Origin of the sequence: Acinetobacter sp. AOR14_HL (assembly GCF_027855175.1) — a bacterium.
GTDB lineage: Bacteria > Pseudomonadota > Gammaproteobacteria > Pseudomonadales > Moraxellaceae > Acinetobacter > Acinetobacter calcoaceticus.
The window spans coordinates 109493-135905 of sequence record NZ_JAKTII010000012.1 but is presented as its reverse complement, the minus strand read 5'-3'; the positions used below and the strand labels follow the sequence as shown (position 1 = coordinate 135905).

Sequence of the window (26413 nt, the reverse complement as noted above, 5' to 3'; positions counted from 1 at the left end):
GACAATATAAATGGGCAATCATTCTTTGAACAGCCCATTTTTTATACTTTTTCGTAATAAAATTATAATGATGTTAGGAATTTAAAAAGCAGAGATATAGACATATATCTCTGCTGAAATGTAACAATAATTAACAGTTTAAGCTTTTTTTACAAATTCAGATTTTAATTTCATCTGACCAATACCATCAATTTTACAATCGATATTGTGACCGTCACTTGCATCTGGAACTAAACGAATCGTTTTTACTTTCGTGCCTACTTTTACCACTGAAGATGAGCCTTTAATTTTTAAGTCTTTAACTACAGTCACACTGTCGCCATCGGCTAAAATATTTCCATTAGCATCTTTAATAATTTCTTGTTCTTCAGTTGCTAAAGCATCTCCTTCTTTCCACTCATTTGAGCATTCAGGACAAATCAATAAGTCGCCATCTTGGTAAGTATATTCTGATTGGCATTTTGGGCAATTTGGCAAAGACATGAAAAAAATCTCAAAAAGTATATTATGCGAGATATGACTCATTTTTTAAAGTTTTAAATAAAACACTTTTACCAAAAAAAATTTTATACATTCATTTTAAGTTTTTGCTTAATAAATATTCCTTCAAAATAATTGCATGGTTATTTTCAACATCTTTTGCTGAATATAAGAGCGTGACTTTATGCTTCGATGCGATCTCGTGTAATTCTTTCACTGCTGGATTGGTCTCAAGTTCTTCTAAATAACGCTGTTTAAATTCTTCCCAATGATCTGGTGTTGCTGCATGGAACCATTTTCGAAGTTCAGTTGAAGGAGCCACTTCTTTTAGCCATAAATCTAAATGAGCATTTTCTTTGCTAATTCCCCTACTCCATAGACGATCAACTAAAATACGCTTTCCATCATCAGGATCAGCATTTTCATAAATTCTTTTAATGTGTATATCCATTTCTGACACCTACTCAGCTTAATCTAAATAGTATTGGCTTAATCATCACATTGATTTGCCTACCTGTACAATTTAAATCTTTTGCTCTAAATATTGTCTAAATTTGCCATTATTCATTAATTCAGGCATATAAATTGCTTTTGAATTTTTCATTATTTTATCAAATGGTAAAAAATGAAATATTGTATTTATCCATGTTCATCTCAAGAAGATGCTCCTTATTTGATTTTGTCATCTGGGTTAGGGGGTCATGCTAGTTTTTGGAGTCCACAACTCGAATCGTTAAGTGCACATTTCAACATCGTGACTTATGACCAAGAAGGTTGTCACCAAGACAGTGCTTTATTATCTGCACACTACCATATGTGTGACATGGCAAATCAAGTACTACACTTATTAGAACATCTTCAAATTCATGAATTCCATATGATCGGGCATGCTTTGGGTGGCATCATCGGAATGGAACTCGCAAAGCAACTACAATCCAGCTCAATTACCATGCTCAGCCTGACACTGATTAATGCATGGGATGAGCTAGATGCCCATACGCAAAAATGTTTTGATGCCCGTATCGCATTGTTAGCATCAGCAGGCGCTGAAGCCTATGTGCGTGCACAGGCATTGTTTTTGTATCCTCCAGCGTGGATTTCTCAGAATCATAGTCACATTAAAAATACCGAAGATATTCAACTCCAAAACTTTCCACCTAAGACAAATGTATTTGCCCGACTCAAAGCGTTGATGGATTTTCAATTACAAGCAGAACACGTACAGGCATTGCAAGACACCGCTATTCATATCGTTGCTAATCAAGATGATTTTTTAGTTCCAGTACATAAATCACACGATCTGTTTACTCAACTTGATCATGCTCACATCAATATTTTGCCTTCTGGTGCACATGCTTCCACAGTGACCGAATCTCAACGACTAAATCAAACGTTCATTCAATTTTTCCATAGCATTAAGGCCGTATCATGAATGCAAAAACATTAAATATTTTAGATCAACTCTTTTTAGAAGCTAGAACCCACAGCACGTGGTTAGATAGAGCGGTCAGCCCTGAGCAAATTCAACAAATTTATGATCTGGTCAAAATGGCGCCGACTTCTGCCAACTGTAGTCCTGCTCGTTTTGTCTTTTTAACAACACCTGAAGCTAAACAAAAACTCAAGCCAGCATTGTCGTCTGGCAATGTAGAAAAGACGATGACAGCTCCTGTCACTGTTTTGGTTGCAACCGATGCAAGATTTTATGACAAACTGCCAGAACTATTTCCTTATGCCGATGCAAAATCATGGTTTACATCAAGTGAAGCCGTAGCACATGAAACTGCTTTTCGTAATAGTTCATTACAAGCTGCATATTTAATTATGGCATGTCGTAGTTTAGGTTTAGATACGGGTCCAATGTCTGGTTTTGATGCGAAACAAGTTGATGAGCTATTTTTTTCAGGCACAAATCATCATATTAATCTCATCATTAACATCGGCTATGGCGACCCTCAAAAAGTTTATACTCGCCTTCCCCGTTTAAATTTTGAAGAGGCTTGTCGGGTAGAATGAATTAAGTACATACCCCCCTCTTCAATCTCAAAAGAGAAATACCTTAGTTCTACACGGCGACTTCAATGTCGCCTTTTTCATTCTGCTGTTTTAAAACATTGGATGTAATGCACACTCCAAAAGTAAAATTGATCAAATGATGCACAATGAAGCAAGTTAGTTCCTCCTTGGTGCATAATTGCATTATTTTTTACCATTTGATAAAAATTATACCAAACAATAAACTCAATACATTGATAAATATATAAATATTAAAGTTGGCACGCGCTATGCATTATTAAAAATACAAACAAACACTGAAAATTATATCTTTTATAGCTTTCAGTTCGACTTCCTAAACTCACGATGGGGAATCAAGATGAAGATCGGCGTTTTTTGTCCAATTGGAAATAATGGCTGGCTGCTTTCAGAAAATGCACCGCAATATAAACCTACCTTTGAATTAAACAAACAAATTGTACAGCGTGCTGAACACTACGGTTTTGACTTTGCCCTTTCCATGATTAAGTTGCGTGGTTTTGGCGGGAAAACTGAGTTTTGGGACTATAACCTTGAAACATTTACCCTCATGGCAGGTCTCGCCGCTGTCACCAGTAAAATCCAAATTTATGCAACCGCTGCAACATTAGTCATGCCTCCTGCAATTGTGGCACGTATGGCATCGACCATAGATTCGATTTCTAACGGTCGGTTTGGACTAAACGTCGTGACCGGATGGCAAATGCCTGAATATTCCCAAATGGGTATGTGGCCTGGCGATGAATATTTTGCTAAGCGCTATGACTACTTATCTGAATATGTCGAAGTTTTACGTGAACTTTGGGCAACTGGAAAATCAGACCTAAAAGGCGAGTTCTTCCAGATGAATGATTGTCAGGTCAAACCACAGCCTCAAGCTGATATGAAAATTATCTGTGCAGGACAGTCTGATGCAGGTTTAGCTTTTTCCGCAAAATATGCTGACTACAACTTTGTTTTCGGAAAAGGTTTAAACACACCGACAGCCTATGCCGAAATTAATGATCGCTTAAAAGCTCAAACCGACAAAACTGGACGCAATGTACAGACCTATGTGTTGTTTATGGTAATTGCTGCCGAAACAGATGACGCTGCAATGCAGAAGTGGCAACACTATAACGATGGTGCGGATATGGATGCTATTCGTTGGCTACAAGACCAAGGTGCAAAAGATAAAGTGTCTGGCACTGATACCAATATTCGCCACATGGCCTCTAGCGTTTCTCCCGTCAATATCAATATGGGCACCATCGTTGGCTCTTTTAAAAATGTCGCAAAAATGCTTGATCAAATTTCCGAGATTAAAGGGACAGAGGGAATTTTGTTGACCTTTGATGACTTTGTACAAGGCGTAGAAGATTTTGGTCAACGCATTCAACCGCTCATGAAATGTCGTGAAAGTGTCGTTACCGAACTGACAAAGCAAGCCGAACCAACTGTTTTGGAGAAAAGCGCATGAATGAAATGTCTAATATTGTATGTGCAGAATTCACGGCACAGATTGGTACAGGCAAAGTATTAAAAGCCGAACCTGAACATATTCAACTAGCAGCAGAACAAACTGCGCTTGTTGTCATTGATATGCAAAATGCTTACACCTCTTTAGGTGGGTATTTAGATTTAGCAGGTTTTGATGTCTCAAAGACTAAGCCTGTAGTCGAAAATATTAAAAAGGCGATCGATGCTGCACATAGTGCAGGGATTCAGGTCATCTATTTTCAAAATGGTTGGGATAAAAACTACGTCGAAGCTGGTGGTTTAGGTTCACCAAATTTTCATAAATCCAATGCTTTAAAAACCATGCGTAAACAGCCTGAGTTACAAGGCCAACTTTTATCTAAAGGTGGTTGGGACTTTGCTTTAATTGATGAGTTACAACCACTTTCACAAGACATCATTATTGAAAAGCCACGTTATAGCGGTTTCTTTAACACGGCGCTCGACAGCATTTTACGTGCTCGTGGCATTCGTAATTTAGTCTTCGTTGGTATTGCCACCAACGTCTGTGTCGAGTCGACCTTACGTGATGGTTTCTTTTTGGAATATTTCGGTGTTGCACTTAAAGATGCTTGCTATCAAGCCGGACCTCAAGAAGCTCACGACGCAGCGCTATATAACATTAAAACTTTTTTTGGCTGGGTATCTGACACCAATAGTTTCATTGAAACCTTTAGTTCGGCATCAACATTGCTACAGCAATCTGCCTAATTCATACATTTAATTTTATCTAAAATTTTTTGATTTGGAGCATTTTATGTCTAAACAAGTTGTTATCCCTGAAGGAACATCGGCACCACTTGCACCCTATGTTCCTGCAACCAAAGCGGACAATATTGTGTATGTCTCAGGCACATTGGCTTTTGATGAAAATAATAATGTGGTTTGTATTGGTGATGCTGCAGGACAGACCCGCCATATTTTAGAAACAATCAAAAATGTGATTGAAACAGCAGGTGGCACCATGGATGACGTAACGTTCAATTCCATTTTCATTAAAGATTGGGCGGACTATACCGCAGTGAATACGGTATATGCCGAATACTTTCCGGGTGACAAACCTGCTCGCTTTTGTATCCAGTGCGGCTTGGTAAAACCCGATGCTTTAATTGAGATTGCATCGATTGCCCATGTGGGATAAGCGATGTCACTGATAAAAACCTTCAGCATCGTAACTGATGTGATGTTTTAGCCTCGATTCATTGTAAAGATCATGCATTGGGGTTGGAGAGCAATCATGCAAAAAAGAGAAGAGAAACAGGTTTTAACTCCATCCGTTGTTCAACAGACTCATCCATGTTCCACACACCTAGAAGTAGATCAGCACACTTTTAGACAAGGCATGGCAAATCTTGGAGCAGCAGTGAATGTCATCACGACGGATGGGCCTGCGGGACAAGCAGGTTTCACAGCATCCGCTGTATGCAGCGTAACCGATACACCACCGACACTATTGGTTTGTCTCAACCGCTCAGCATCAGTTTTTAATACTTTTAAACAAAATGAGGTGCTTTGCGTCAATACTTTAGCTGCCCATCAAAGTACGCTATCTACAATATTTGGCGGGAAAACGCCAATGCCAGAACGCTTTGCTCAGGGGGAATGGAGCAAGCTAATCACTGGTTCTCCGATTTTGAATGAGGCCTTGGTGTCATTTGATTGTGAAATTGTACAAAGCATGAGTATCGGTAGTCATGATGTCTTATTTTGTGCAGTCAAAGCAATGAAACATCAAAGTGGGCTTAATGCACTTATGTACTTCAACCGCAGTTATTGCGAATTACAAATAGCATGCTAATGCAGATAAAAATGAAAAAGAGGATCTGTTATGCGAACAAAAGAATCTTGGTTTCCTAAATTTAAACCGCACGCAGGTAATTTAGAAACTCCCGTACAAATTGATGAATATCTCCCTCCCGGTAAAAGTATTGTTTTGGGGTTACAACATGCTTTTGCTATGTTCGGAGCAACTGTTTTAGCTCCGTTACTCATGGGCTTTGATCCGAACCTCACCATTTTTATTACTGGTATTGGCACCATCTTGTTCTTTTTAATTACAGGTGGGCGTATGCCGAGCTATCTTGGATCAAGCTTCGCTTTTATTGGCGCAGTTGCTGCAGCCACAGGCTATGCAGGCGTTGGATTAAATCCAAATTTAGCTGTGGCCCTTGGTGGCACAATCATTTGTGGTTTGATTTATGCATGCATCGGTTTAATTGTCATGAAAACTGGAACCGCATGGATTGAAAAACTCATGCCACCCGTGGTCACTGGTGCAATTGTCATGATTATTGGTTTAAACCTTGCACCTGTAACAATTAAAAGCGTTTCGACAAATAGCTTTGACACGTGGATGGCAGTCATTACCATTTTATGCATTAGTGCTGTTGCCGTTTTTACCAGAGGTATGATTCGCCGCCTTCTATTACTCATCGGGCTCATCAGTGCTTATTTTATTTATTTTCTACTCACCAATATTTTCGGGTTAGGCAAACCCATCGATTTTAATGCGATCAGTCAAGCTGCATGGTTTGGCCTACCAACTTTTCACTCACCTGTTTTTAATGCCAAAGCTATTTTATTGATTGCACCTGTTGCGCTTATTTTAGTCGCTGAAAACTTAGGACATTTCAAAGCTGTTTCTGCCATGACAGAACGTAATTTATCTCCATATATGGGTCGTGCTTTTTTTGCAGATGGTATCTGTACAAGTTTATCAGCTTCTGTTGGGGGTACAGGTATGACGACTTATGCTGAAAATATTGGAGTAATGGCTGTAACTAAAGTCTATTCAACGACTATTTTTGTGGTTGCGGGACTATTTGCAATTCTACTCGGTCTATCCCCTAAATTTGGAGCGATCATTAGTACCATCCCTGTTGCTTTATTAGGCGGTGCGTCCATTGTTGTTTTTGGCTTAATTACTGTGGCTGGAGCAAAAATTTGGATCGATAACAAAGTTGATTTCACTAAAAATAGTACTTTAATTATTGCAGCAGTCAGCCTCATTATGGGTGCTGGTAATTTAAGTCTACATATTGGGCCATTTGACTTAGGAGGTATTGGAACTGCGACACTTGCAGCAATTGTTCTTAACCTATTACTCAACAGAACAGAAAAATCCCAAAGCCAATCTATTGAAAAATCAGTAGAACCGCTTAATTCTGTCCCACATCTCTAATTTTGGAGAAACTCCTTGATTCAAAGTGTTTCATTTATCGGTTTAGGGGCAATGGGATGGCACATGGCTTCCCATTTAACCCAAGTATGTAGCCAAGTCTATGTTTGGAATCGTACTTTTGCTAAAGCAAAGCAACATGAACAAACCTTTGGTACGCAGGCTGTAGACCTGACACAAGCTCTACAAGCAGATATTATCTTTTCATGCCTACCTACTAGCCAAGATGTAGAAAATTTAATTGCAGATTCTCAACTAAAACAAGGCTGTATTTGGGTAGACTGCACTAGCGGGGTGCCAGAGACTGCAAGAAAACTCAGCCAACAGCTCAAATTAAATAAAGTTGATTATTTAGATGCACCAGTTTCAGGTCAAACGATTAGAGCTGAACGAGGAACACTTACGGTAATGGTTGGAGGCGATGAGTCTGCTTTTAAAAGAGCAAAACCAATCATTCAAGCATTTGCTAATTTAGTTGAATATGTCGGCGAAAGTGGTGCTGCCTTTGCAGTAAAAGCCATCAATAATACATTAATGGCAACACATCTTTGGGCGTTGGCAGAGGGGTTAAGTATCCTTAAATCTCAAGGCGTAAATTTATACTCCGCAATGAACTGCATTAACCACTCTAGTGGCAAAAGTAATGTTTCAGAACACATCATGATGCAACGTGTTTTAAACCGCAAATTTGAAAAAACTTTTGCATTAGATTTATTACAAAAGGATATTGGAATTGCACTAAATCTCGTTACTCTGAATAATTTGGAACTTCCAGCTTTTAGCCTTATTCAGCAACAGTTTAATCAGGTTTCCAAACCCGATGCACAACAAGTCGATTTTTCAGCCATAGTTAAAATATTGGAACAAAAAAACCAACTAGAGCTATGTTAAGAGTAGGTCGTGCGACCTACTCTTTTTCATAAGAAAAGTAGAGTAACTTTATTGATCTGGAATTTCAGCTTCAACTAATAAGGTAAGTAAAGATAAAGATTCTTGCCACCCTAAGTAGCAGGCTTCCACAGGAATAACTTCCGGTATTCCTTCTTGCGTAATATGCACTTCTGTACCCACCAATACCGTTTTTAATATAATGGTGACCTGCATCGTACCGGGTAAATTTGGGTCATCAAATTGGTCGTTATAGCGAATTAATTCATTTGGAACTAATTCAACATAGGTTCCACCAAAAGAGTGAGTTGAACCTGTCGAAAAATTGGTAAAACTCATTTTGTATGAGCCACCCACACTTGAATCAAAACTATGGACCTTTGCGGTAAAACCATGAGGTGGTAACCACTTTACTAAAGCGTCTGGATCTAAAAATGCACGATAAACACGCTCGGCTGGTGCCTTAAACACTCGATGAAATTTCACTGTACCTGTTGCCATCATTATTCTCCTTATTTTAATTTCCTTTGAATTATCGAAATTATGGCTATTAGCTTAAACCTTAAGATTCATCCGAACGTATATTTTTGGTGTTTTTTTAAACAAAAAAGCTATCTTTTATGCAAAATCAAAATACAAAAACTATGGCTGATTTTTTAGTAAAAATGGAGCAAAATAGTCGGCAATCATAAAGAAACATATTGAATTTGAGATTAATCATGAGTCTGCTCGCTTTCTCCTCATATGCTTTAAACGGTGTAGATGCACAAAAGTTTTTACAAGGCCAAGTTACTGTAGATACTGAACGTTTAGCTGAAAATGAAACACGCTATACAGCCATCTGTGATCTTAAAGGTCGTATCCACTTTGGCTTGTGGTTAAAAAAGATTAATGCTGAAAGTTTTGAAATTGTAGTTGCTCAAGATCAAGCAGAAGAGTTTGCCAAACATATTAAAAAATTTGGTGCTTTTTCGAAAATGACTTTGAGTGAACAAGGTCCTGCTTTTCCAAAAATCTCTGGTCATCAGACTGAGTTTTCTGCACTAGAAACTGATATTTCTGAATGGCAAAAACAAGCTATTCTTTCTGGCCAAGCTTGGATTACACAGGCAACAGAACACGAGTTTCAACCTCAAGAATTACGTTTGCACCAACGCGAGGGCGTTAATTACGATAAGGGCTGTTACCTAGGTCAGGAAATTGTGGCGCGCCTTTGGTTTAAAGCAAAACCAAAACACTGGTTACATCTAGTGCAAGGTACAGGTGAAGCACCTGCGGCGAAAGCTCAACTCCATAACGATATTGAAGTCGTCAATAGTGTTGCAAATGAGGAAGGTTATCTTGCTTTAGTTGTGGCTAAACCTGCTGCTCTAGAAGAGCTGGGCCTTCAAGTTCTTGATTTACCTGAAGCCTTAAGCGGTGATGTTGCCAGACCACAATAACTCATTATTTGCTTAAGCTGGAAAGCCCACCTATAAACTTGTGGGCTTTTTTATAGATACAAAATACTAATGAATTCATTAAATTAGAACGTCAATTTTTTAAGTTTTATATGCCATCATTAACACTGTTGAAATTAAAGAGAAAAAAGATGAAGACTAAACTTGCTACACTCATGTTGAGTTTGGCTATTTTCGGTTCTGCTCATGCTGATGTTAAAACACTTGAACAAAATCTTAAGACCAATTATCCAGATTTGCCTGTAAAAGGTGTTTACCAATCTCCTGTACAAGGCATTTATGAAGTGTATACAAGCGGTCGTATTGTTTATACCAATCAAGATGCCAAGTACTTTTTTGTCGGTAATTTAGTCGATATTAAACAACAAAAAAATATGACTGATGAACGAATTGCCGAATTAGGTAAGATTGATGTTAAAAGCTTACCGCTTAATCAAGCGATTAAATACGTAAAAGGAAAAGGCGAACGTACGATCTATATCTTTAGTGATCCCGATTGTCCATATTGCCAGCGCCTAGAACAAAATATGGTGGGGGTTGATAACGTAACGGTATATGTTTTCCTTTACCCTCTTACCAGTTTACATCCGAACGCTGAAAAAGTTTCAAATCAAATCTGGTGTTCAAAAAATCCCGCAGAAGCTTGGACGAACTATATGCTTAACCGTAAGCTACCTACGACCAGCAAAAACTGTTCAACACCAATCCAGAAAAATATTGCTTTCGGTAATAAATTAAATATTGATGGAACACCCACCCTGTTCTTGCAAGATGGTCAAAGAATTTCTGGCGTACCAAATGATGCCAAGCAAATTGAAGCATTACTCCAGACAGCAAAATAACAGTATCACCCACTCCGTTTTATTAACGTGAGTGGGTATTTTTTCTCCACAATTTGCTCAAAGTGCAGTGCTTCATATACAAATCGGCTGTTTACTTTCAGCGTTCAAGATTTATGATGAGAACTTGAAACTATTTAATGCATCAATGGAATGATGTAGCTACGAAGTAAAAGGTTAAAAAGAAATGAAGAAATTACTAATCGCAAGCCTAATCACCCTTTCAAGTGCATCAATTTTTGCGGCAGATAACACTACGACTGCTGCTAAAACAGATGCTTTTAAACAAGCTGAACAACTGTATGCAGCAAAAAATTACCCAGCTGCATTTCAGGAAATGCAACGCCTAGCTCAAACGGGTAATGCTCAAGCCATCTATAACTTAGGCTATATGACCCAAACTGGGCAAGGAACAGCAAAAGATTCTTCTAAAGCCCTTAAGTATTATGAAGATGCATCTAATAAAGGCTATGCTCAAGCGAGTTATACACTCGCTCAAATCTATGAGACAGGCGAACTAGGCGTTGCCAAAGATAGCAACAAATTCAGTCAATATATTCAAAAAGCATCGGCTCAAGGTTCTGATGATGCGACTGTAAAAATTGCTACGATTTTATTTGCTCAGAAAAAACCACAATCACATCAAATCGCTCTGCAAAAGTTAGCGCCTTTAATTAGAAAGGGCAACTACCCTGCGATTCAGGTCAAAGCGCTTTATGATATTAGCCAAGGTGTGGAAAATAAAAACCCACTCATGAAACGTCAAGGCATTGAGTCCTTACAATCAATTGCACAAAAAGGTTATGCACCAGCTTCTATGGCTTTAGCGACCATGATGGCCAATGGCAATATCATTCCACAAAATTTGCCACAGGCTAAAAAGATTTTTACTGAGTTAGCTAACCAAAATGTTCCCAATGCTAGAGAATCTTTAGCTTCAGTTGATAAAATTATTGCAGAAAAAAGTAAACAACCAGCCACTGCTCCTGCACAACCAGCCCCGAAAAAATAGTGAATGATTTAAGCCCTGCGAGGGGCTTTTTAATTTACCACCACAAAGCGATAAGTCCACTCACCCCAATAAAGCCAACAACGGTACTAATCATTAAAGGTGTTAAGGCCTTTTCATTTAAACCATATGCTTGTCCAAAAATTCCAAAAGCAATTGGCATCGGTAAAGCAGCAATTAATGTTCCAGCGTAAAGCATTTCACGGCTTACATCTGGAGTCATTAAAAAGAGAGCAAAAATAACAGATGGCATCAAGATAACTTTAAATGTCGCCAACAAAACACTTTGCATGTTTACTGTTGTAATTCCAATCCCAACTAAGCTTCCCCCAATTGCAAACAAAGCCAAAGGTGATGCCGTGCGCCCAAGTAACTCTAAAGACTGATCAAGAGTCGTAGGAAGGTTAACATCTAAAAGAATGCATCCCATCCCAACCAAAATAGCGATAATCACTGGATTCTTGAGTAAATTCAAAAAGGTTTGTTTTAAAAGCGGTAAAAGATTTTGTTGCTGATGTAAACCAGCTTCGGCCAAAATCAGCATGAGTGCCACAATCAATAAATTTTCAATGATTAAGGTTAAAGAAATATAGATTGCTGCATGGTTGCCAATCAACATAGTCAAAATGGCAGTTCCCATGAATCCAGTATTGGACATCGAAGCGCCCATCGCAATTACGGCGCTATGGGTTAAACTATTTTTAAAATATTTTCGATAGAGAATAAAAGCCAAGAAAAATAAAATTAAAGAGCCACCGCCATAAGCAACAAAATAAGCAGGGTGCCAAATGTCTTGTAAGTTTTTATTTGCTAAAGAATGAATTAAAAAAGCTGGCAAAGAAATTTTAATCACAAATGCGCTAAGTGCCCGGATCTGTTCAGGCGTTACCAATTTGATGAGAACACAAACATAGCCCATCAATAGCAATATCAAGATAGGCAAAATAACCTGAAAAACCACCGAACGACCTCACTCATCTAAAGAAAAACGGGCAAAGATGACTTTGCCCGATACAGTTAAAAAGAATTAAAAAGCTGTTTTACCCCGTGAGGTTGGCAACGTAAATACTGAGGCGCAATTTTAACTTCTGCACCTAAAGCCGCTGCTGCATGCCAAGGCCATCTTGGGTCATATAACATGGCACGAGCAAGACCAATTGCATCGGCCAGATGCGAAGTAAGGATACTTTCTGCTTGTTCAGGTTCGGTAATTAGCCCTACAGCAATGACTGGAATAGACACATGTTTTTTCACTTGTTCAGCAAATGGAACCTGATAACCAGCGCCAATCTTAATAGATTGATGTTCGTGTAAACCACCACTAGACACATGCACATAGGCTGCGCCCAACTGCTCTAAAGCTTTTGATAAACCAACTGTAGATTCGATATCCCAGTGTTCTACACCGTCCAACCAGTCGGTCGCAGACAATCTAACTCCAACTGGATAACCAGCAGGAACAGCGAGTTTAATCGCCTGAAGAACCTCAAGTGTCATGCGCATACGGTTTTCTAAAGAACCGCCATATTCATCTGTACGCTGATTCGCAATTGGCGATAAAAATTGATGTAACAAGTAACCATGCGCAGCGTGAACTTCGATTAACTCAAAGCCAGCTTCTACGGCACGTTTTGCTGCTGCTGCAAAGTCTTGTTGAACTTGTTTAATCTCAGCAATGGTTAAAGCATGCGGTGCAGCATCATGCACAGAAAAGGTACTTTCACTTGGGGCAACAGTTTGCCAACCATGTGGCTGATCTTTTGCAATTTGCCCTTTGCCTAACCACGGTTTTTCAGTAGAAGCCTTACGACCTGCATGCGCTAACTGAATTCCAAATGGCATGGGTGAAAGTGTTCTAACCTTACCCAATAACGTTTTGATTTGGTCACGTTGCTGATCATTCCAAAGTCCAAGGTCAGCATAACTAATACGCCCCTCAGCTTGTACAGCAGTCGCCTCTACTATACAAAGCCCTGCACCAGATAATGCATAATTTGCCCATTGCTGTTCGTGCCAATAGGTCACTTCACCGTCATCTGTTGCCGAATATTGGCACATTGGGGCAATTACAATTCTATTGACCAGTTGTAGTGAACCAAAGTTAACCGTTTCAAATAATTTTGCCATTTTTAATTCCTAGAATTGCTTAATTACACGTAAACCTGCACTCCAGTTACGTCCATCCGCTGGCTCAAAGTAGCGTCCATTACCGTCATTTACGATCACTGAACCTGCATAGTTTTTATCAAATAGGTTATCAACACGGGCAAAGCTATTCACTTTCCAGTCGCCCATTACCCATGCATAACCAACATTAGCTGAGGTTACACTGTAGCTTGGCGCTGCGTCACTGTTGGTATCATTCACGTATACTTTATCCATATACTGTACATCTACACCACCATATAGACCGTGCGATGGTTGCCAAGCCAAAGATGCATAAGCCTGATTTTTAGCAATACCTGGGATGGCATTCCCTGATGGAATTTGAGCAACACTTCCTGAGGCTGGAATATCCGCATCAAAAGTTGCATCCAAATATGTATAGCTCGCAGTCGCTGTTAAATCTCGCCACAATTTTTTATTCCAAGCAAACTCAACACCTTCACGTAAGGTTTTATCTGCATTACGGAACGTTGAACGGCCGTTAGAATTCCCTGCTGAAACAATGTCATCTTTAGTTTTAGTCTGGAAAACTGCCAAAGTAAAATCACCTAAATGATTTTGTGACTTTAAGCCTGTTTCATAGGTATCACTCGTTGATGCTGTTAAATCAAAATTAAAACCGCTCAAACCATCTGGACGATATGCCATTTCAGTAAATGTCGGTGTTTCAAAACCTTTGGCATAACTCACATACGCCATAAGTTCAGGTAAAATTTGCCAACTTAAAGCAGCTGACGGTAATACTTTATCGTAATCAGTTTTATCGCTATCGTCGCCATTACTTAAATAGCGATCTTCAGATTTGTAATGGACATTGCTATAGCGCACACCCGTATCAAAACGCCATGTTGGTAAGAACTGCCAAGATGCTTGTAAGTATGGGTCAATATTCCACAAAGTATTATCTTCATCACGGCGTAAATTACCTTTGACACCATAAGAAGGTTGACCGTTTACTAAGTTAAAATTTTCAAAACCTTTGCGGTCTTCATCCATGGTATCGAGTGCAACACCGACACTTACAGTCGTATTTGGAAGTAACTCTTTACCCGTCCAACGGAAATCAGCACCATAATAATTACGCTCAAAATCAATCACGCCACCTGCATGATTGATGCTGGCATCTTGTGTTGATTTAGGAATAGATTGATATTGAGTAACTTGGCGATTACCTAAATATGCCATCGCATAGAGTTCATTTTTATCATTAATCGGCTTAGACCACGTCACGCCAGTTTGAGTTTGTTCAATATCTTTACGGACATTAAATTGCTTTAAAAATGGAACTTGTTGCTTTGGGTTCGCATTCCACTGGTCATGCGTTAAACCCTGTGGATCATCTGCATGGATTTTGACATAGTTGGTCACCCAGTTAATTTTGCTGCCATCATCAAGATTCCAACTGAGTTTTGCATTGTTTAATACTTTCTCTGCACCGCTATGTTCTCGATAACCATTGGTATCGAAATATGATGAACTAATAACATAACTTGGTTCATTCGCACCCTTTGCCCCACCTTGTAGCACGAGTCCAGCTCGGCTTTTATCATGACTTCCGCCCGAATAACTCAGCTCAATCGAGTCTTTACCCTGTCCTTCTTTTGTGGAAGTTAAAATCGTCCCGCCAGATGAGTTTCCATAAAGCGAAGAAAAAGGTCCTGTTAGAACTTCGACATGATCCAGACTACTTAAATCGATATTAGACGTTTGACCTTGTCCATCTGGCATTGTTGCAGGAATACCATCAACATATAGACGAATGCCTCGAACACCAAAAGTAGAGCGTGCGCCAAAACCGCGCATGGAGAGCTGTAAATCTTGTGCATAATTTTCACGATTACGAATCTGTAAACTCGGTATGCCTTTTACAACTTCAGTTAAATTTACTTGTGAAGAAGTATCGAGTTGAGGCGCATCAACTCTAAAAACTGAAGCTGGTGTTTGCAAATAGGTTGTATCGGTACGCGTTGCTTCCACATGTAAAGTTGGCAATACCGTAATGTCTTGAGCTAAGTCATCTGCCCAAACGAGTGGGCTATAAATACAGCCCATACTCATCAAAATACAGTAATGAAGTCGGTCTAAGCGTAATAAGGACATGCTTATTTCCTTTATTTATATTGTAGTTATGATAACAAAAAGCAGTGTCTTGTCTGGATATTGAATTCGCTCTGCATTGTTGTAAATCTGGAACACACTTAATCACTATCAAAGAACTTACTACCTACTTTAATTAACGACTTAAAGACAGGTGATCTTTCCAGCAATATCGTTCAAGCCACTCTTTTGCTTCTTCGGCATAATCAATTCCGATACGCGGTGTCATCACCACTTCAGGCTGCGTTGATGCCGATTCAATCCACAGTCCAGATTCTTCACCTAAAGTCTGACCTTTTAAACTTCGATCAATGCCTAAATAGCGTGTGAGTTTTCCGGGTCCAGCTAAAAGCTTATATTCTTTTTTGGTTGAAGCACCATTCAAAAATGCAGAACGAATCATTACCCCTTCAGGGATGCCTTCTGTCTGGGTAATGAGATTGAGCATTTCATACATGCCATAGATTAAATAGACGTAAATCGTGCCACCTGAACCATACATCACGTCTGTTCGAGCTGTGCGTTTATCATTGTAACTATGGCAAGCTTTATCTCGAATTCCTAAATAAGCTTCTGTTTCGGTAATCGTACATCGAATGACGTGTCCATCAGCTTTTCGCCTACATAGCACGCACCCGATTAAATCATGAGCAACCTGTGAAGTTTCACGTTGAAACCAGCTTAATGGTAAAATATCTGACATAGTAATCTCTGAAATATTACATACCACACGATATACTTGATTATTCCAGTATATCTGTTAATTCTGCGAGTTGGCGATGCCTGAGTTACCCGAAGTCGAAACAACTAAAACCAGTTTATTTCCCTTATTGAATCAAAAAGTTCAAAGTGTAGAAGTACGTAACCCGAGCTTACGCTGGGCAATACCAGATGATGTTCAAAAACTCGTTGGACAACGTCTTATTGGATTAAATCGACGCTCAAAATATATTTTGGCAGAGTTTGAGCAAGATCAAATGCTCTGGCATTTAGGAATGTCAGGCAGCTTCCGCTTGTGTCAGCCAAATGATGAGCTTAGAAAACATGATCACTTCATCATTCGCTTTGAGGAACATGAGTTACGTTATCACGACCCACGTCGCTTTGGCTGCATTCTCTGGCTAAACTCTGAAACACAAGGGAAGTTGATTGATACTTTAGGACCTGAACCTTTAAGTACTGACTTTAATGTAGAATATTTGGCTTCAAAACTTAAAAATAAATCTGTCGGCACAAAAATTGCACTTATGGATAATCATGTTGTGGTTGGTGTTGGCAATATTTATGCAACTGAAAGTTTATTTAATGTCGGGATCCATCCCGCACAACCAGCTGCGGACCTAAGCCTTGAACAAATCGAGAAACTGGTGATCGAAATCAAACGGATTTTAAAGTCTGCTATTGATTTGGGCGGTTCGACCTTGCGTGATTACAGCAATGCCATGGGTGAAAATGGTTATTTCCAACAGACCCTTTTGGCGTATGGACGTGCCGGACAGATGTGTGTTAACTGTGAAACCACATTAGAAAACTTGAAACTTGGACAACGTGCAAGTGTATTTTGCCCAGAGTGCCAACCCCTCAAAAAGCCCAAGAAGCTCTAATTTTCAGAGGAAGTCATAATGCAAACAGCAATCGTCCGACATATTCTGGTCAAAGATAAAGACTTAGCTGAACAGTTAAAAAAGAAGCTACAAAGTGGTGCTGACTTTGCCAAACTTGCCAAGCAATATTCAACTTGTAATTCAGCAAAACGCGGTGGTGAATTAGGCGAAGTCAAAAAAGGACAGCTGGTACCAGTGATTGATAAAGTGGTATTTACAGCCGCTGAGCGTGTACTACAAGGACCAATAAAAAGCCAATTTGGTTATCATCTTTTAGAAGTTAAATTCAGAATGAGTAGCTTACGTTGATTCCATTATTTTAATTGTGGTATTCAGAAGCTTGAGCCTGTGCATCCAGTTGATATGTCCAAGCTTTGATCTGTTCACCCGACTCAAGCTTCACATCAGCTATGACACGTTGATATTGAAAACCTTCAAAATCATCAAGCATCTGCCAGTTTTCTGCCAGTTTTTCTGTGCTAAACAGATAACCCTCTACCCAATCGGCTTTTGCGTCTAAAACAATTGCTTTTAAGCCTTTGTCGGGTCCCCAATCTAAAATATGAATCACACCACGCACACTGGCTTTTGTCCAGTTACCGCCAATCTGCTCTAAAATATGAGCATTTTCTTTATTTGGGCATAAGGTTCCATACACAAAAAGCTGATTCATTTATTTATACCCCTTTTACAATATGTGTAGTTGAACTTATTGGTAACCTTTCAATTTTATCAATATCTTTAGTCCAACATAAAATACTTAGTAATAAAAAACGGCACCTTAAGTACCGTTTTCTATTAATTCAGAATATTGTTAAACTTGCTTTTTCAACTCATCACGAATTTCACGCAATAATTGAATATCTTCAGGAGTTGCAGCTGGAGCTTCTGGCTCGTTCTTATCACGGCGAAGTCTGTTTAATAATTTCACCATTAAGAACACAACCCAAGCCAAAATAATAAAGTTGATTAAAATGGTGAGGAAATTACCATAGGTTAAAACATTGATACCTGCTTTTTGCAAAGCATCTAAAGATTGCAGATTGGCAGGGTTTGCTCCTAGAACAATGAATTTCTGTGAAAAATCGACACCACCACCAGTAATTACACTGATCAACGGCATGATAATATCTTTTACTAAAGAGTCTACGATTTTGCCAAAAGCACCACCAATAATCACACCAATGGCTAAATCCATCATATTGCCTTTCACGGCAAATTCTTTAAATTCTTGAATAATACTCATCTAAACATCTCCAGATGTCGGGGGTTAAAACACGTTATATTTTTCTTTTCATTGGCATCTTATCCATTTAGATAGTAATCGCCATGATATTGATAATTTAATATTTTTATCAAAAAAAGAAAGTTATTTCACACTTTAACAACATATTAACTGATAAGAAAAATATGATTTTAAGCTTAGTTTAATTTCAAATATAACGATTAAAAAAACCGCTAAATTAATTTAGCGGTTTTTTCTTTTTCACTTAAGAAAAATTATTTATCACGGTTACGTTTACGTTCGTTTTCAGTCAAGTAACGCTTACGGATACGAATTGACTTTGGAGTAACTTCAACTAATTCATCATCTTCAATGAATTCAAGCGCTTGTTCAAGCGTGTATTCCATTGCAGGTGTTAAAGTTAATGCTTCATCAGTACCAGATGCACGAACGTTAGTTAACTGTTTCGCTTTAGTTGGGTTAACAACCATATCATCTGAACGAGAGTTAATACCGATGATCATGCCTTCATATACTTCTAATTGTGGCTTCGCGAACAAACGACCACGGTCTTGAAGTGTAAATAATGCATAGCCCAAGCAAGTACCTTGAACCATTGAAATCAATACACCATTTTGACGTTTCGCAACAGTACCTGCTTTTGCTGGACCATAATGCGAGAAGCTTGATGTCATGATCCCTGTACCAGAAGTCATGGTCAAGAATTCAGAACGGAAACCGATCAAACCACGTGAAGGCACAGTTGCTTCAATACGGATACGGCCTTTACCGTCAACTTCCATATTGGTCATTTCGCCTTTACGGAAGCCCATTTGTTCCATAACAGAACCTTGGTGCTGTTCTTCAACGTCAAAAGTTACGTTTTCGTAAGGCTCTTGTTTTTCACCGTCGATTTCTTTCATGATTACTTGTGGACGTGACACGCCCATTTCGAAACCTTCACGGCGCATGTTTTCAATTAAAACTGAAAGATGAAGTTCACCACGACCAGATACTTTGAAACGGTCTGGACTGTCAGTATCTTCAACACGTAAAGCTACGTTATGGATTAATTCGCGATCTAGACGTTCACGGATATTACGTGAAGTTACGAACTTACCTTCTTTACCAGCAAACGGAGAGTTGTTTACTTGGAATGTCATAGATACTGTAGGTTCATCTACAGATAAAGCTGGTAATGCTTCAACATTTTTCGGATCACAAATCGTGTCAGAAATGTTAAGCGCATCGATACCAGTAATACATACGATATCACCAGCAGATGCTGAATCAACATCAATACGCTCTAAACCATGGTAACCCATGATTTTTAAGATACGGCCGTTACGTGTATTGCCTTCTTTGTCAATTACAGTAACAGGAGTATTTAATTTTACTGAACCACGTTGAATACGACCAACACCGATAACACCTACGAAGCTGTTATAGTCAAGTGAAGAAATCTGCATTTGGAATGGACCGTCAGCATCAACTGCTGGTGGTTCAACGATGTCTACAATCGTTTCAAACAACGGCGTCATGTCTTCCGCAAGTTCTTCAGGTGCAGGACCTGCAACACCACGTAAACCTGATGCATAAACGATTGGGAAATCCAATTGTTCATCAGTTGCACCAAGGTTATCAAATAAATCAAATACTTGGTCGATAACCCAGTCTGGACGCGCACTTGGCTTGTCAACTTTGTTAATAATAACGATTGGTTTTAAACCACGAGCAAACGCTTTTTGAGTTACAAAGCGAGTTTGTGGCATTGGACCTTCTTGAGCATCAACAAGTAGTAATACGCAGTCAACCATCGACAATACACGTTCTACTTCACCACCGAAGTCGGCGTGTCCCGGGGTGTCGACGATGTTGATACGGTAAGTTGTATCAGTACGCTTATCTAACCAAGTAATAGAAGTGTTCTTTGCAAGAATGGTAATACCACGCTCACTTTCAAGCGCGTTCGAGTCCATGACACGCTCAATCTCGCCTGCTCGGTCACCGAGAGCACCTGATTGCTGAAGAAGTTTATCGACAAGTGTGGTTTTCCCGTGGTCGACGTGCGCAATAATTGCGATATTACGGAGATTTTTGATATCTGACATGAAAATTCGAAACGCCTGAAATTTGAGGGCAAATTATACAGAAAAACACTACTCTTGAGTAGTGACAGTTTATTGACATTGACAAAAAAAATTTCTAATAGCCTGTATTTCGTTTTGTAAAGATAGTTATCTCGATTAGAATAGCGCCAATTTGCGAAATTGCGGCGTACCTACACCCATGTCGAGTCAACATTCCCAAGACCATTTAGACCTTGTTTATGGCTTAAATGATCGGCCAAAACCGTTGATAGCTTTTTTAGCAGCTTTTCAACATTTGCTTGCGATTATTGTACCAATTGTTACGCCAGGCCTTTTAATTTGTTTAGCTTTAGGTGTTTCACGCACTGAAACTAACATGATTTTATCGATGTCTTTGGTGATTTCTGGCATTGCTACATTTTTACAATGTAAAAAAGTTGGTCCATTTGGTGCCGGTCTTCTTATTGTTCAAGGCACAAGCTTTAACTTTATTGGTCCTATTATTGGGATTGGTAGTGCAATGGTTGCCGCAGGAACACCTGTAAACCAAGTCATGGCTGCAATATTTGGTGTGGTCATTGCAGGTTCCTTCATTGAAATGGGTGTTTCGCAAATTCTTCCATGGGTAAAAAGACTAATTACTCCTTTGGTGACTGGCATTGTTGTTTTATTAATTGGCTTAACGCTTATTAAAGAAGGCTTGATTAGTATGGGTGGTGGCTACCAAGCCATGCAAGATCATACTTTTGCAAGTGCAGACAACCTTATTATGTCATGTACCGTACTTGCCATTATTATTGTTCTAAATCGTATTCGAGTGGTTTGGATTAAAAGCTCGGCTATTTTAATCGCTTTAGTGAGTGGTTACATTCTTGCTGGATTTATGGGACATCTAGATTTCTCTGGTATTAAAGATGCGCCACTCGTACAAATTCCAACACCAATGCACTTTGGTTTGAGCTTCTCTTGGGGATTGTTCATTCCAATGGCATTCATTTATTTGGTGACCTCTTTAGAAGCAATTGGTGATGTGACAGCAACTAGTAAACTTTCCAACCAACCTGTTAATGGTCCAGTATGGATGCAACGTATTAAAGGTGGTGTGTTAGTTAATGGTGCAAACTCTTTATTGGCAGGATTATTTAACACTTTCCCTAGTTCTGTTTTCGCTCAAAACAATGGTGTAATTCAACTCACTGGGGTTGCTAGCCGCTATGTAGGTATCTGGATTGCCATTTTACTAATTTTATTAGGTCTATTTCCTGCGGTAGCTGGTGTGATACAAGCAGTTCCTCAAGCGGTTTTAGGTGGCGCTGTTATGGTCATGTTCGGTGCAGTGGCTGCATCAGGTATTAATATTCTTTCATCTATTCACTTAGATCGCCGAGCATTATTAATTATTGCCATCTCACTTGCATTAGGTTTAGGTGTTGCTCAAGTTCCTCAAATTTTAGAGCATCTTCCAGAATTATTTAAAAATATTTTTAGCTCTGGCGTGGCAACAGGTGGTATAGCGGCATTGATTTTAAATGTTGTACTTCCTGAAACGCATAAATAACTAACTTTTAATTTTGATTACTGCCCAGCTCCCACTGGGCATTCTTCTTCATGAGAGATGTACATGGATCCTAGAAGTGAAGTGGTATTAAGACAGCAAGACTATTTAAAAGGTAGAATCTTGTTAATTAATGCACCGAATGATGCCTTAGTCAGTCAATTACCCGCTGGGACTGATGCGTCAGTCTGGACATGGAACCATGCCGACTATCAGGGATTTATTAATAGTGGAACAAAAGCACACTTCTCAGTTGAGTTTCCATCACAAGAATTCGACCAAGCAATCATTTTTGTTCCAAAATCTAAAGAACTCTTGAATTACATATTGCATGTAGTGATGAGCCATCTTAAAACCGATCAAGCTGTTTTTTTAGTCGGTGAAAAAAAGGGTGGCGTAGAAAGAGCCGCTAAACAATTACAAAACTTCGGCAAAGTACTCAAACTTGATAGTGCCCGCCACTGTCAATTGTGGCACTTAAAGATTGAGAAAACAGAACAGATTAAACCTCTGGAAAAATGGCTTAAAACTTATACTGTTCAGGTGAATGAACAAGAGCTTACGATTTGCGCCCTACCCGGTGTCTTTAGCCAAAATCATCTAGATGTCGGAACTGCTGTTTTACTCCCTTATCTTAATCAGGTGAAATCAGGTAGAATTGCCGACTTCGGGTGTGGTGCTGGAATTATCAGTTGCTATTTGGCAAAAATAAATTCAAGTAATATTATTCATGCTCTAGATATTGATGCTTTCGCTTTACGGTCAACGGAAATGACTTTTAGTCGAAATGGAATAGGTTCAGACCAGTTGAGATTGCAGCCTGTTATAGGTATTGCAGACGCTCCAACAGAACTCGATGCCATTGTCAGTAATCCTCCTTTTCATCAAGGTATTCATACCAACTATGATGCAAGTGAAGGACTCTGCCAGAACGCTAAAAAACATTTAAAGGCATCAGGTGAGCTATGGATTGTAGCAAACCGTTTTTTAAACTATCCGATCTTAATTGAGAAGCACTTTGGTCAGTGCCAGACTAAAACTGACCTTCAAGGCTTTAAGGTGTTATATGCCTGTGCATAACAAACTATGTAAGGAATCTCCATGAGCGAAACACATGCTCCTGAAAAACTCCAGCGTAAGCTCGGGGCTCGTCATCTGAATATGATCGCCATTGGTGGTTCCATTGGTACAGGCCTCTTCCTTGCTTCTGGATCAACCATTGCAAATGCTGGCCCAGGTGGAGCGCTACTCGCCTACTCTCTCATTGGCATTATGATTTACTTCTTAATGACCAGTTTAGGTGAGCTTGCAACCCACAATCCGACTTCTGGTGCTTTTTTTACATATGGCAGTCGTTATGTCGAAGAAGGCTTTGGTTTCGCTTTAGGTTGGAACTACTGGTATAACTGGGCGATTACGGTTGCATTCGAACTTGTTGCAGTTCAGTTTATTATGAAGTTCTGGTTCCCTGATATACCAGGATTCTATTGGAGTGCCCTGTTCCTTATTATTATCTTTATGATTAATGCCATGACAGTAAAGGGATTCGGCGAAAGCGAATTCTGGTTCTCAATGGTAAAAGTGATCGCCATCGTTGCCTTTATTATCATTGGTTTAGCCATGATCATTAAGATTATGCTAACTCCAGGTGTCGCAGCTTTTGGAAACTGGACCTATAAAGAAGCACCTTTTGTAGGTGGTTTACAGGCCATGATTGGTGTTGCAATGATTGCCGGATTCTCTTTCCAAGGAACTGAGATGGTTGGCGTTGCCGCTGGCGAATCAAAAGATCCAAAGAAAACGATTCCACTTGCAATCAAACAGATTTTCTGGCGAATCTTACTGTTTTATATCTTATGTATTTTCATTATCGGCACTCTCATTGCCTATGATGACCCAAATTTGTTGCAAGCTGCTGCCACTGAAAATATTGCGCTTTCTCCATTTACCTTACTCTATGAAAGAGTTGGCTTTGCTTTCGCGGCTGGTTTGATGAATGCTGTCATTCTTACTGCTATTTTGTCAGCAGGTAACTCGGGCATGTATTCTTCAACTCGTATGTTGTTTAAAATGGCTCAGGAAGGCCGTGCGCCAAGGTGGTTTGCAAAACTTGATGGTCGTGGCGTTCCGATGAATGCACTATATGCCACAACAATTATCGCCGCTTTTTGTTTCTTGACGACTTTTATTGGTGAAAAGCAAGTATTTAACTGGCTACTCAATATGTCAGGTATGTGTGGCTTTATTGTTTGGCTAGGAATTGCTATTTCGCACTATCGTTTCCGCAAAGGTTATATTGCTCAAGGCTATAAATTAGAAGATTTAGCATACCGTGCCAAATTTTTCCCATTTGCCCCTTGGTTTGCATTTATCCTATGTTCAATTATTATTTTGGGACAAAACTATCAGGCCATTTTAGGTGGAAAAATTGACTGGTTAGGCCTACTTTCAACCTATATTAGCTTGCCATTGTTCTTAATTATCTGGTTAGGCTATAAGTGGAAAAATAAAACAAAACTGATCCCTTATGATCAAATGAACGTGAAGTCAGAGCAAGACTAAAAATCGGTTTCAATAGATAATTAAAAGTAAATCAAAGATCAAAAGCTTGATCTTTGATTTAAAAAGCGTAAAATGCCGTTCAGATTTTCAACGGCACTTTTAAATAAGGAGGACATCATGCCAACAGTACAAGGTAAAACAGACTAAATAATTTGGCACGATGTCAGCTCACGGACAAGTGTACAAATTCACTTCACTTGTCCGAATGCTCAAATTTAAAACCTAGCATTCGCTAGGTTTTTTTATGCCTGCTCGGACAAAAATAAGAGAAAAATTATGGGCATACAAAAAATATTAAATGAGGAGGCACTATATGGTGTCCCCGTTAAAATTTTCACTCAAGATATAGATAGTGAAAGTATCGAACAACTCAAGAAAATGGCTCAACTGCAATTTATATACTCACATATTGCTGTTATGCCAGATGTTCATGTCGGAAAAGGCGCTACCGTAGGCAGTGTTATTCCGACTAAACATGCCATTATTCCTGCTGCTGTAGGCGTAGATATTGGCTGTGGGATGAATGCAATTCGTTTAAGTCTAAAGGCTTCTCAATTGCCAGATAGTTTAAGTCGTTTACGAGATGCAATCGAACGTAAAGTACCAGTCGGATTTGCCTTACACAAACAAATCAAAGCAAAAGCTTCAAGCATTATTCCACTTGAAAAAAGCTTAGAGCCGATTATCAAAAAGCATCCTGGTCTTGTCCGAATGCTCCGACAATTTGATGCGACATGGCAAAAGCAATTAGGCACTTTAGGTGGCGGCAACCACTTTATAGAGCTCTGTATTGATGAAAATCAAGACGTATGGATTATGCTGCATTCAGGTAGCAGAGGGCTTGGCAACGTTATTGGCACTTATTTTATTGAGTTAGCCAAGAAAGAGGCTCAGCATCGTTTTGGTCATGTACCTGATAAAGATTTGAGTTATTTTGCCGAAGGCTCAAAAAGTTTCGATGATTATGTGGAGGCTGTAGAATGGGCTCAAGAATATGCTTTTGAAAATCGCAAAGAAATGATGCGATTAATATTAGAAGCAATTCGCCCTCTTCTACCTTCTTTTCAAATGACAAAAGAAGCAATTAATTGTCACCATAACTATGTAAGCCGTGAAACACATTTTGGTGAAAATTTATTGATTACCCGAAAAGGCGCAATTCGTGCTGGTTTAGATGAGTTAGGCATTATCCCAGGTTCAATGGGAGCAAGATCTTATATCGTTAAAGGTAAAGCAAACGCTGAGTCATTTTGTTCTTGTTCTCATGGAGCAGGTCGTAAGATGAGTCGAAGCAAGGCGAAAAACCTTTTTAACCAGCAAGATCTTATTGAACAAACCCAAGGTATTGAATGCCGTAAAGACAGCGGTGTTGTCGATGAAATACCAAGTGCTTATAAAGATATTGATGAAGTCATGGCAAATCAGGCGGACCTCATTGAGGTTGTCCACACACTTAAACAAGTTTTATGTATTAAGGGTTAAAACATGAAAATTAAAGAAATGTCAAAAATCAAAGTCCGTAATCAAGTAGCTCTTTCCCCTTTACTTCACAAAGGCGGAATGCATGAAACGGAAAAGCCTCGTGCTCAACATCGTAGAGATAGACAAGATACTAAACAGCAATTGAGAAAAGGCGATTGGTAAATAATTTAGACCAAGATCGAAAGAAATTATGATTAAGGAGACGTAGGAATGACTAAATATTTTAAAAATCGCAATAAAAAAAGCG

29 protein-coding genes are annotated in these 26413 nt (G+C 39.2%); 19 read left to right on the top strand and 10 right to left on the bottom strand.

Annotated elements, in window-relative coordinates; translation table 11 throughout:
* Positions 1-138: 138 nt before the first annotated feature.
* Positions 139-483, bottom strand: a complete 345-nt coding sequence (locus MKL38_RS13280) for a zinc ribbon domain-containing protein YjdM (protein WP_005036305.1) — start codon at positions 481-483, stop codon at positions 139-141.
* A 91-nt stretch (positions 484-574) separates the two neighbouring features.
* Positions 575-931: a DUF488 domain-containing protein gene (locus MKL38_RS13275; protein WP_270903487.1), complete on the bottom strand. Its 357-nt coding sequence runs from the start codon at positions 929-931 to the stop codon at positions 575-577.
* Between the two features lie 174 nt (positions 932-1105).
* Here MKL38_RS13275 and rutD point away from each other — a divergent pair, with 174 nt between their 5' ends.
* The 8 genes from rutD (at position 1106) to MKL38_RS13235 (ending at position 8080) form a co-directional block, all read left to right on the top strand.
* A complete protein-coding gene (gene rutD / locus MKL38_RS13270) occupies positions 1106-1912 on the top strand; it encodes a pyrimidine utilization protein D (RefSeq protein ID WP_270903486.1) in 807 nt (268 codons plus the stop codon).
* Positions 1909-2496 carry a malonic semialdehyde reductase gene (locus MKL38_RS13265; protein ID WP_270903485.1) on the top strand — a complete coding sequence of 196 codons (588 nt, stop codon included), beginning with the start codon at positions 1909-1911 and terminating at the stop codon, positions 2494-2496. Before rutD ends, MKL38_RS13265 begins: the two co-directional genes overlap by 4 nt.
* 358 nt (positions 2497-2854) lie before the next feature.
* On the top strand, positions 2855-3973 hold the full coding sequence (gene rutA, locus MKL38_RS13260; protein WP_270903484.1) for a pyrimidine utilization protein A: 1119 nt from the start codon (positions 2855-2857) through the stop codon (positions 3971-3973).
* A complete protein-coding gene (gene rutB / locus MKL38_RS13255) occupies positions 3970-4722 on the top strand; it encodes a pyrimidine utilization protein B (protein WP_270903483.1) in 753 nt (250 codons plus the stop codon). The genes rutA and rutB overlap by 4 nt, the downstream gene beginning before the upstream one ends.
* Before the next feature lie 46 nt (positions 4723-4768).
* Entirely contained in the window at positions 4769-5152 is a 384-nt protein-coding gene (gene rutC, locus MKL38_RS13250) for a pyrimidine utilization protein C (RefSeq protein WP_270903482.1), read from the top strand.
* Positions 5153-5248: 96 nt separating this feature from the next.
* Positions 5249-5809 carry an NADH-dependent FMN reductase RutF gene (gene rutF, locus MKL38_RS13245; RefSeq protein WP_209831965.1) on the top strand — a complete coding sequence of 187 codons (561 nt, stop codon included), beginning with the start codon at positions 5249-5251 and terminating at the stop codon, positions 5807-5809.
* Between the two features lie 30 nt (positions 5810-5839).
* On the top strand, positions 5840-7192 hold the full coding sequence (gene rutG / locus MKL38_RS13240; RefSeq protein ID WP_270903481.1) for a pyrimidine utilization transport protein G: 1353 nt from the start codon (positions 5840-5842) through the stop codon (positions 7190-7192).
* 15 nt (positions 7193-7207) lie between these two features.
* Complete coding sequence (locus tag MKL38_RS13235) at positions 7208-8080, top strand: NAD(P)-dependent oxidoreductase (RefSeq protein ID WP_270903480.1); 873 nt, start codon at positions 7208-7210, stop codon at positions 8078-8080.
* A gap of 48 nt (positions 8081-8128) precedes the next feature.
* On the opposite strand, the gene MKL38_RS13230 is transcribed toward MKL38_RS13235, so the two are convergent.
* Complete coding sequence (locus MKL38_RS13230) at positions 8129-8581, bottom strand: SRPBCC family protein (protein ID WP_270903479.1); 453 nt, start codon at positions 8579-8581, stop codon at positions 8129-8131.
* Positions 8582-8620: 39 nt separating this feature from the next.
* On the opposite strand from MKL38_RS13230, the gene MKL38_RS13225 reads away from it, so the two are divergent.
* The 4 genes from MKL38_RS13225 to MKL38_RS13210 all read left to right on the top strand — a co-directional run bounded on the left by MKL38_RS13225 (position 8621) and on the right by MKL38_RS13210 (position 11388).
* Positions 8621-8737, top strand: coding sequence for a hypothetical protein (locus tag MKL38_RS13225; RefSeq protein ID WP_151743408.1), 117 nt, complete (start codon positions 8621-8623; stop codon positions 8735-8737).
* Between the two features lie 59 nt (positions 8738-8796).
* The gene (gene ygfZ, locus MKL38_RS13220) at positions 8797-9519 is read left to right on the top strand and encodes a CAF17-like 4Fe-4S cluster assembly/insertion protein YgfZ (protein ID WP_005036286.1); all 723 of its coding nucleotides are present in this window, start codon (positions 8797-8799) and stop codon (positions 9517-9519) included.
* Positions 9520-9668: 149 nt separating this feature from the next.
* Complete coding sequence (locus MKL38_RS13215; RefSeq protein WP_045435444.1) at positions 9669-10379, top strand: DsbC family protein; 711 nt, start codon at positions 9669-9671, stop codon at positions 10377-10379.
* Positions 10380-10563: 184 nt separating this feature from the next.
* Positions 10564-11388, top strand: coding sequence for a tetratricopeptide repeat protein (locus MKL38_RS13210; RefSeq protein WP_005036282.1), 825 nt, complete (start codon positions 10564-10566; stop codon positions 11386-11388).
* A gap of 34 nt (positions 11389-11422) precedes the next feature.
* On the opposite strand, the gene MKL38_RS13205 is transcribed toward MKL38_RS13210, so the two are convergent.
* The 4 genes from MKL38_RS13205 to MKL38_RS13190 all read right to left on the bottom strand — a co-directional run bounded on the left by MKL38_RS13205 (position 11423) and on the right by MKL38_RS13190 (position 16351).
* Entirely contained in the window at positions 11423-12346 is a 924-nt protein-coding gene (locus MKL38_RS13205; protein ID WP_045435448.1) for an AEC family transporter, read from the bottom strand.
* 56 nt (positions 12347-12402) lie between these two features.
* Complete coding sequence (locus tag MKL38_RS13200) at positions 12403-13512, bottom strand: NADH:flavin oxidoreductase/NADH oxidase (protein WP_270903478.1); 1110 nt, start codon at positions 13510-13512, stop codon at positions 12403-12405.
* A gap of 9 nt (positions 13513-13521) precedes the next feature.
* Positions 13522-15651 (bottom strand): TonB-dependent receptor family protein, encoded by a 2130-nt coding sequence (locus MKL38_RS13195; protein WP_270903477.1) that lies wholly within the window; start codon positions 15649-15651, stop codon positions 13522-13524.
* Positions 15652-15784: 133 nt separating this feature from the next.
* On the bottom strand, positions 15785-16351 hold the full coding sequence (locus tag MKL38_RS13190; RefSeq protein WP_270903476.1) for a DNA-3-methyladenine glycosylase: 567 nt from the start codon (positions 16349-16351) through the stop codon (positions 15785-15787).
* Positions 16352-16427: 76 nt separating this feature from the next.
* Between MKL38_RS13190 and mutM the strand changes: the two genes are divergently transcribed.
* Positions 16428-17252, top strand: coding sequence for a bifunctional DNA-formamidopyrimidine glycosylase/DNA-(apurinic or apyrimidinic site) lyase (mutM, locus tag MKL38_RS13185; protein WP_270903475.1), 825 nt, complete (start codon positions 16428-16430; stop codon positions 17250-17252).
* 18 nt (positions 17253-17270) lie between these two features.
* Complete coding sequence (locus MKL38_RS13180) at positions 17271-17561, top strand: peptidylprolyl isomerase (protein WP_003655265.1); 291 nt, start codon at positions 17271-17273, stop codon at positions 17559-17561.
* A gap of 10 nt (positions 17562-17571) precedes the next feature.
* On the opposite strand, the gene MKL38_RS13175 is transcribed toward MKL38_RS13180, so the two are convergent.
* The 3 genes from MKL38_RS13175 to typA all read right to left on the bottom strand — a co-directional run bounded on the left by MKL38_RS13175 (position 17572) and on the right by typA (position 20588).
* Positions 17572-17925 carry a gamma-glutamylcyclotransferase family protein gene (locus MKL38_RS13175; protein ID WP_270903474.1) on the bottom strand — a complete coding sequence of 118 codons (354 nt, stop codon included), beginning with the start codon at positions 17923-17925 and terminating at the stop codon, positions 17572-17574.
* A 141-nt stretch (positions 17926-18066) separates the two neighbouring features.
* Entirely contained in the window at positions 18067-18498 is a 432-nt protein-coding gene (gene mscL / locus MKL38_RS13170) for a large conductance mechanosensitive channel protein MscL (RefSeq protein WP_270903473.1), read from the bottom strand.
* 254 nt (positions 18499-18752) lie between these two features.
* Positions 18753-20588, bottom strand: a complete 1836-nt coding sequence (gene typA / locus MKL38_RS13165) for a translational GTPase TypA (protein ID WP_005036264.1) — start codon at positions 20586-20588, stop codon at positions 18753-18755.
* Between the two features lie 178 nt (positions 20589-20766).
* Between typA and MKL38_RS13160 the strand changes: the two genes are divergently transcribed.
* The 5 genes from MKL38_RS13160 to MKL38_RS13140 all read left to right on the top strand — a co-directional run bounded on the left by MKL38_RS13160 (position 20767) and on the right by MKL38_RS13140 (position 26328).
* The gene (locus MKL38_RS13160; protein WP_270903472.1) at positions 20767-22125 is read left to right on the top strand and encodes a uracil-xanthine permease family protein; all 1359 of its coding nucleotides are present in this window, start codon (positions 20767-20769) and stop codon (positions 22123-22125) included.
* A 63-nt stretch (positions 22126-22188) separates the two neighbouring features.
* A complete protein-coding gene (locus MKL38_RS13155; protein ID WP_270903471.1) occupies positions 22189-23202 on the top strand; it encodes a class I SAM-dependent methyltransferase in 1014 nt (337 codons plus the stop codon).
* Positions 23203-23223: 21 nt separating this feature from the next.
* On the top strand, positions 23224-24684 hold the full coding sequence (locus MKL38_RS13150; RefSeq protein WP_270903470.1) for an amino acid permease: 1461 nt from the start codon (positions 23224-23226) through the stop codon (positions 24682-24684).
* Between the two features lie 276 nt (positions 24685-24960).
* Positions 24961-26166, top strand: a complete 1206-nt coding sequence (locus MKL38_RS13145) for an RtcB family protein (protein WP_270903469.1) — start codon at positions 24961-24963, stop codon at positions 26164-26166.
* A 3-nt stretch (positions 26167-26169) separates the two neighbouring features.
* The gene (locus MKL38_RS13140) at positions 26170-26328 is read left to right on the top strand and encodes a hypothetical protein (protein ID WP_005036254.1); all 159 of its coding nucleotides are present in this window, start codon (positions 26170-26172) and stop codon (positions 26326-26328) included.
* Positions 26329-26413: the final 85 nt, after the last annotated feature.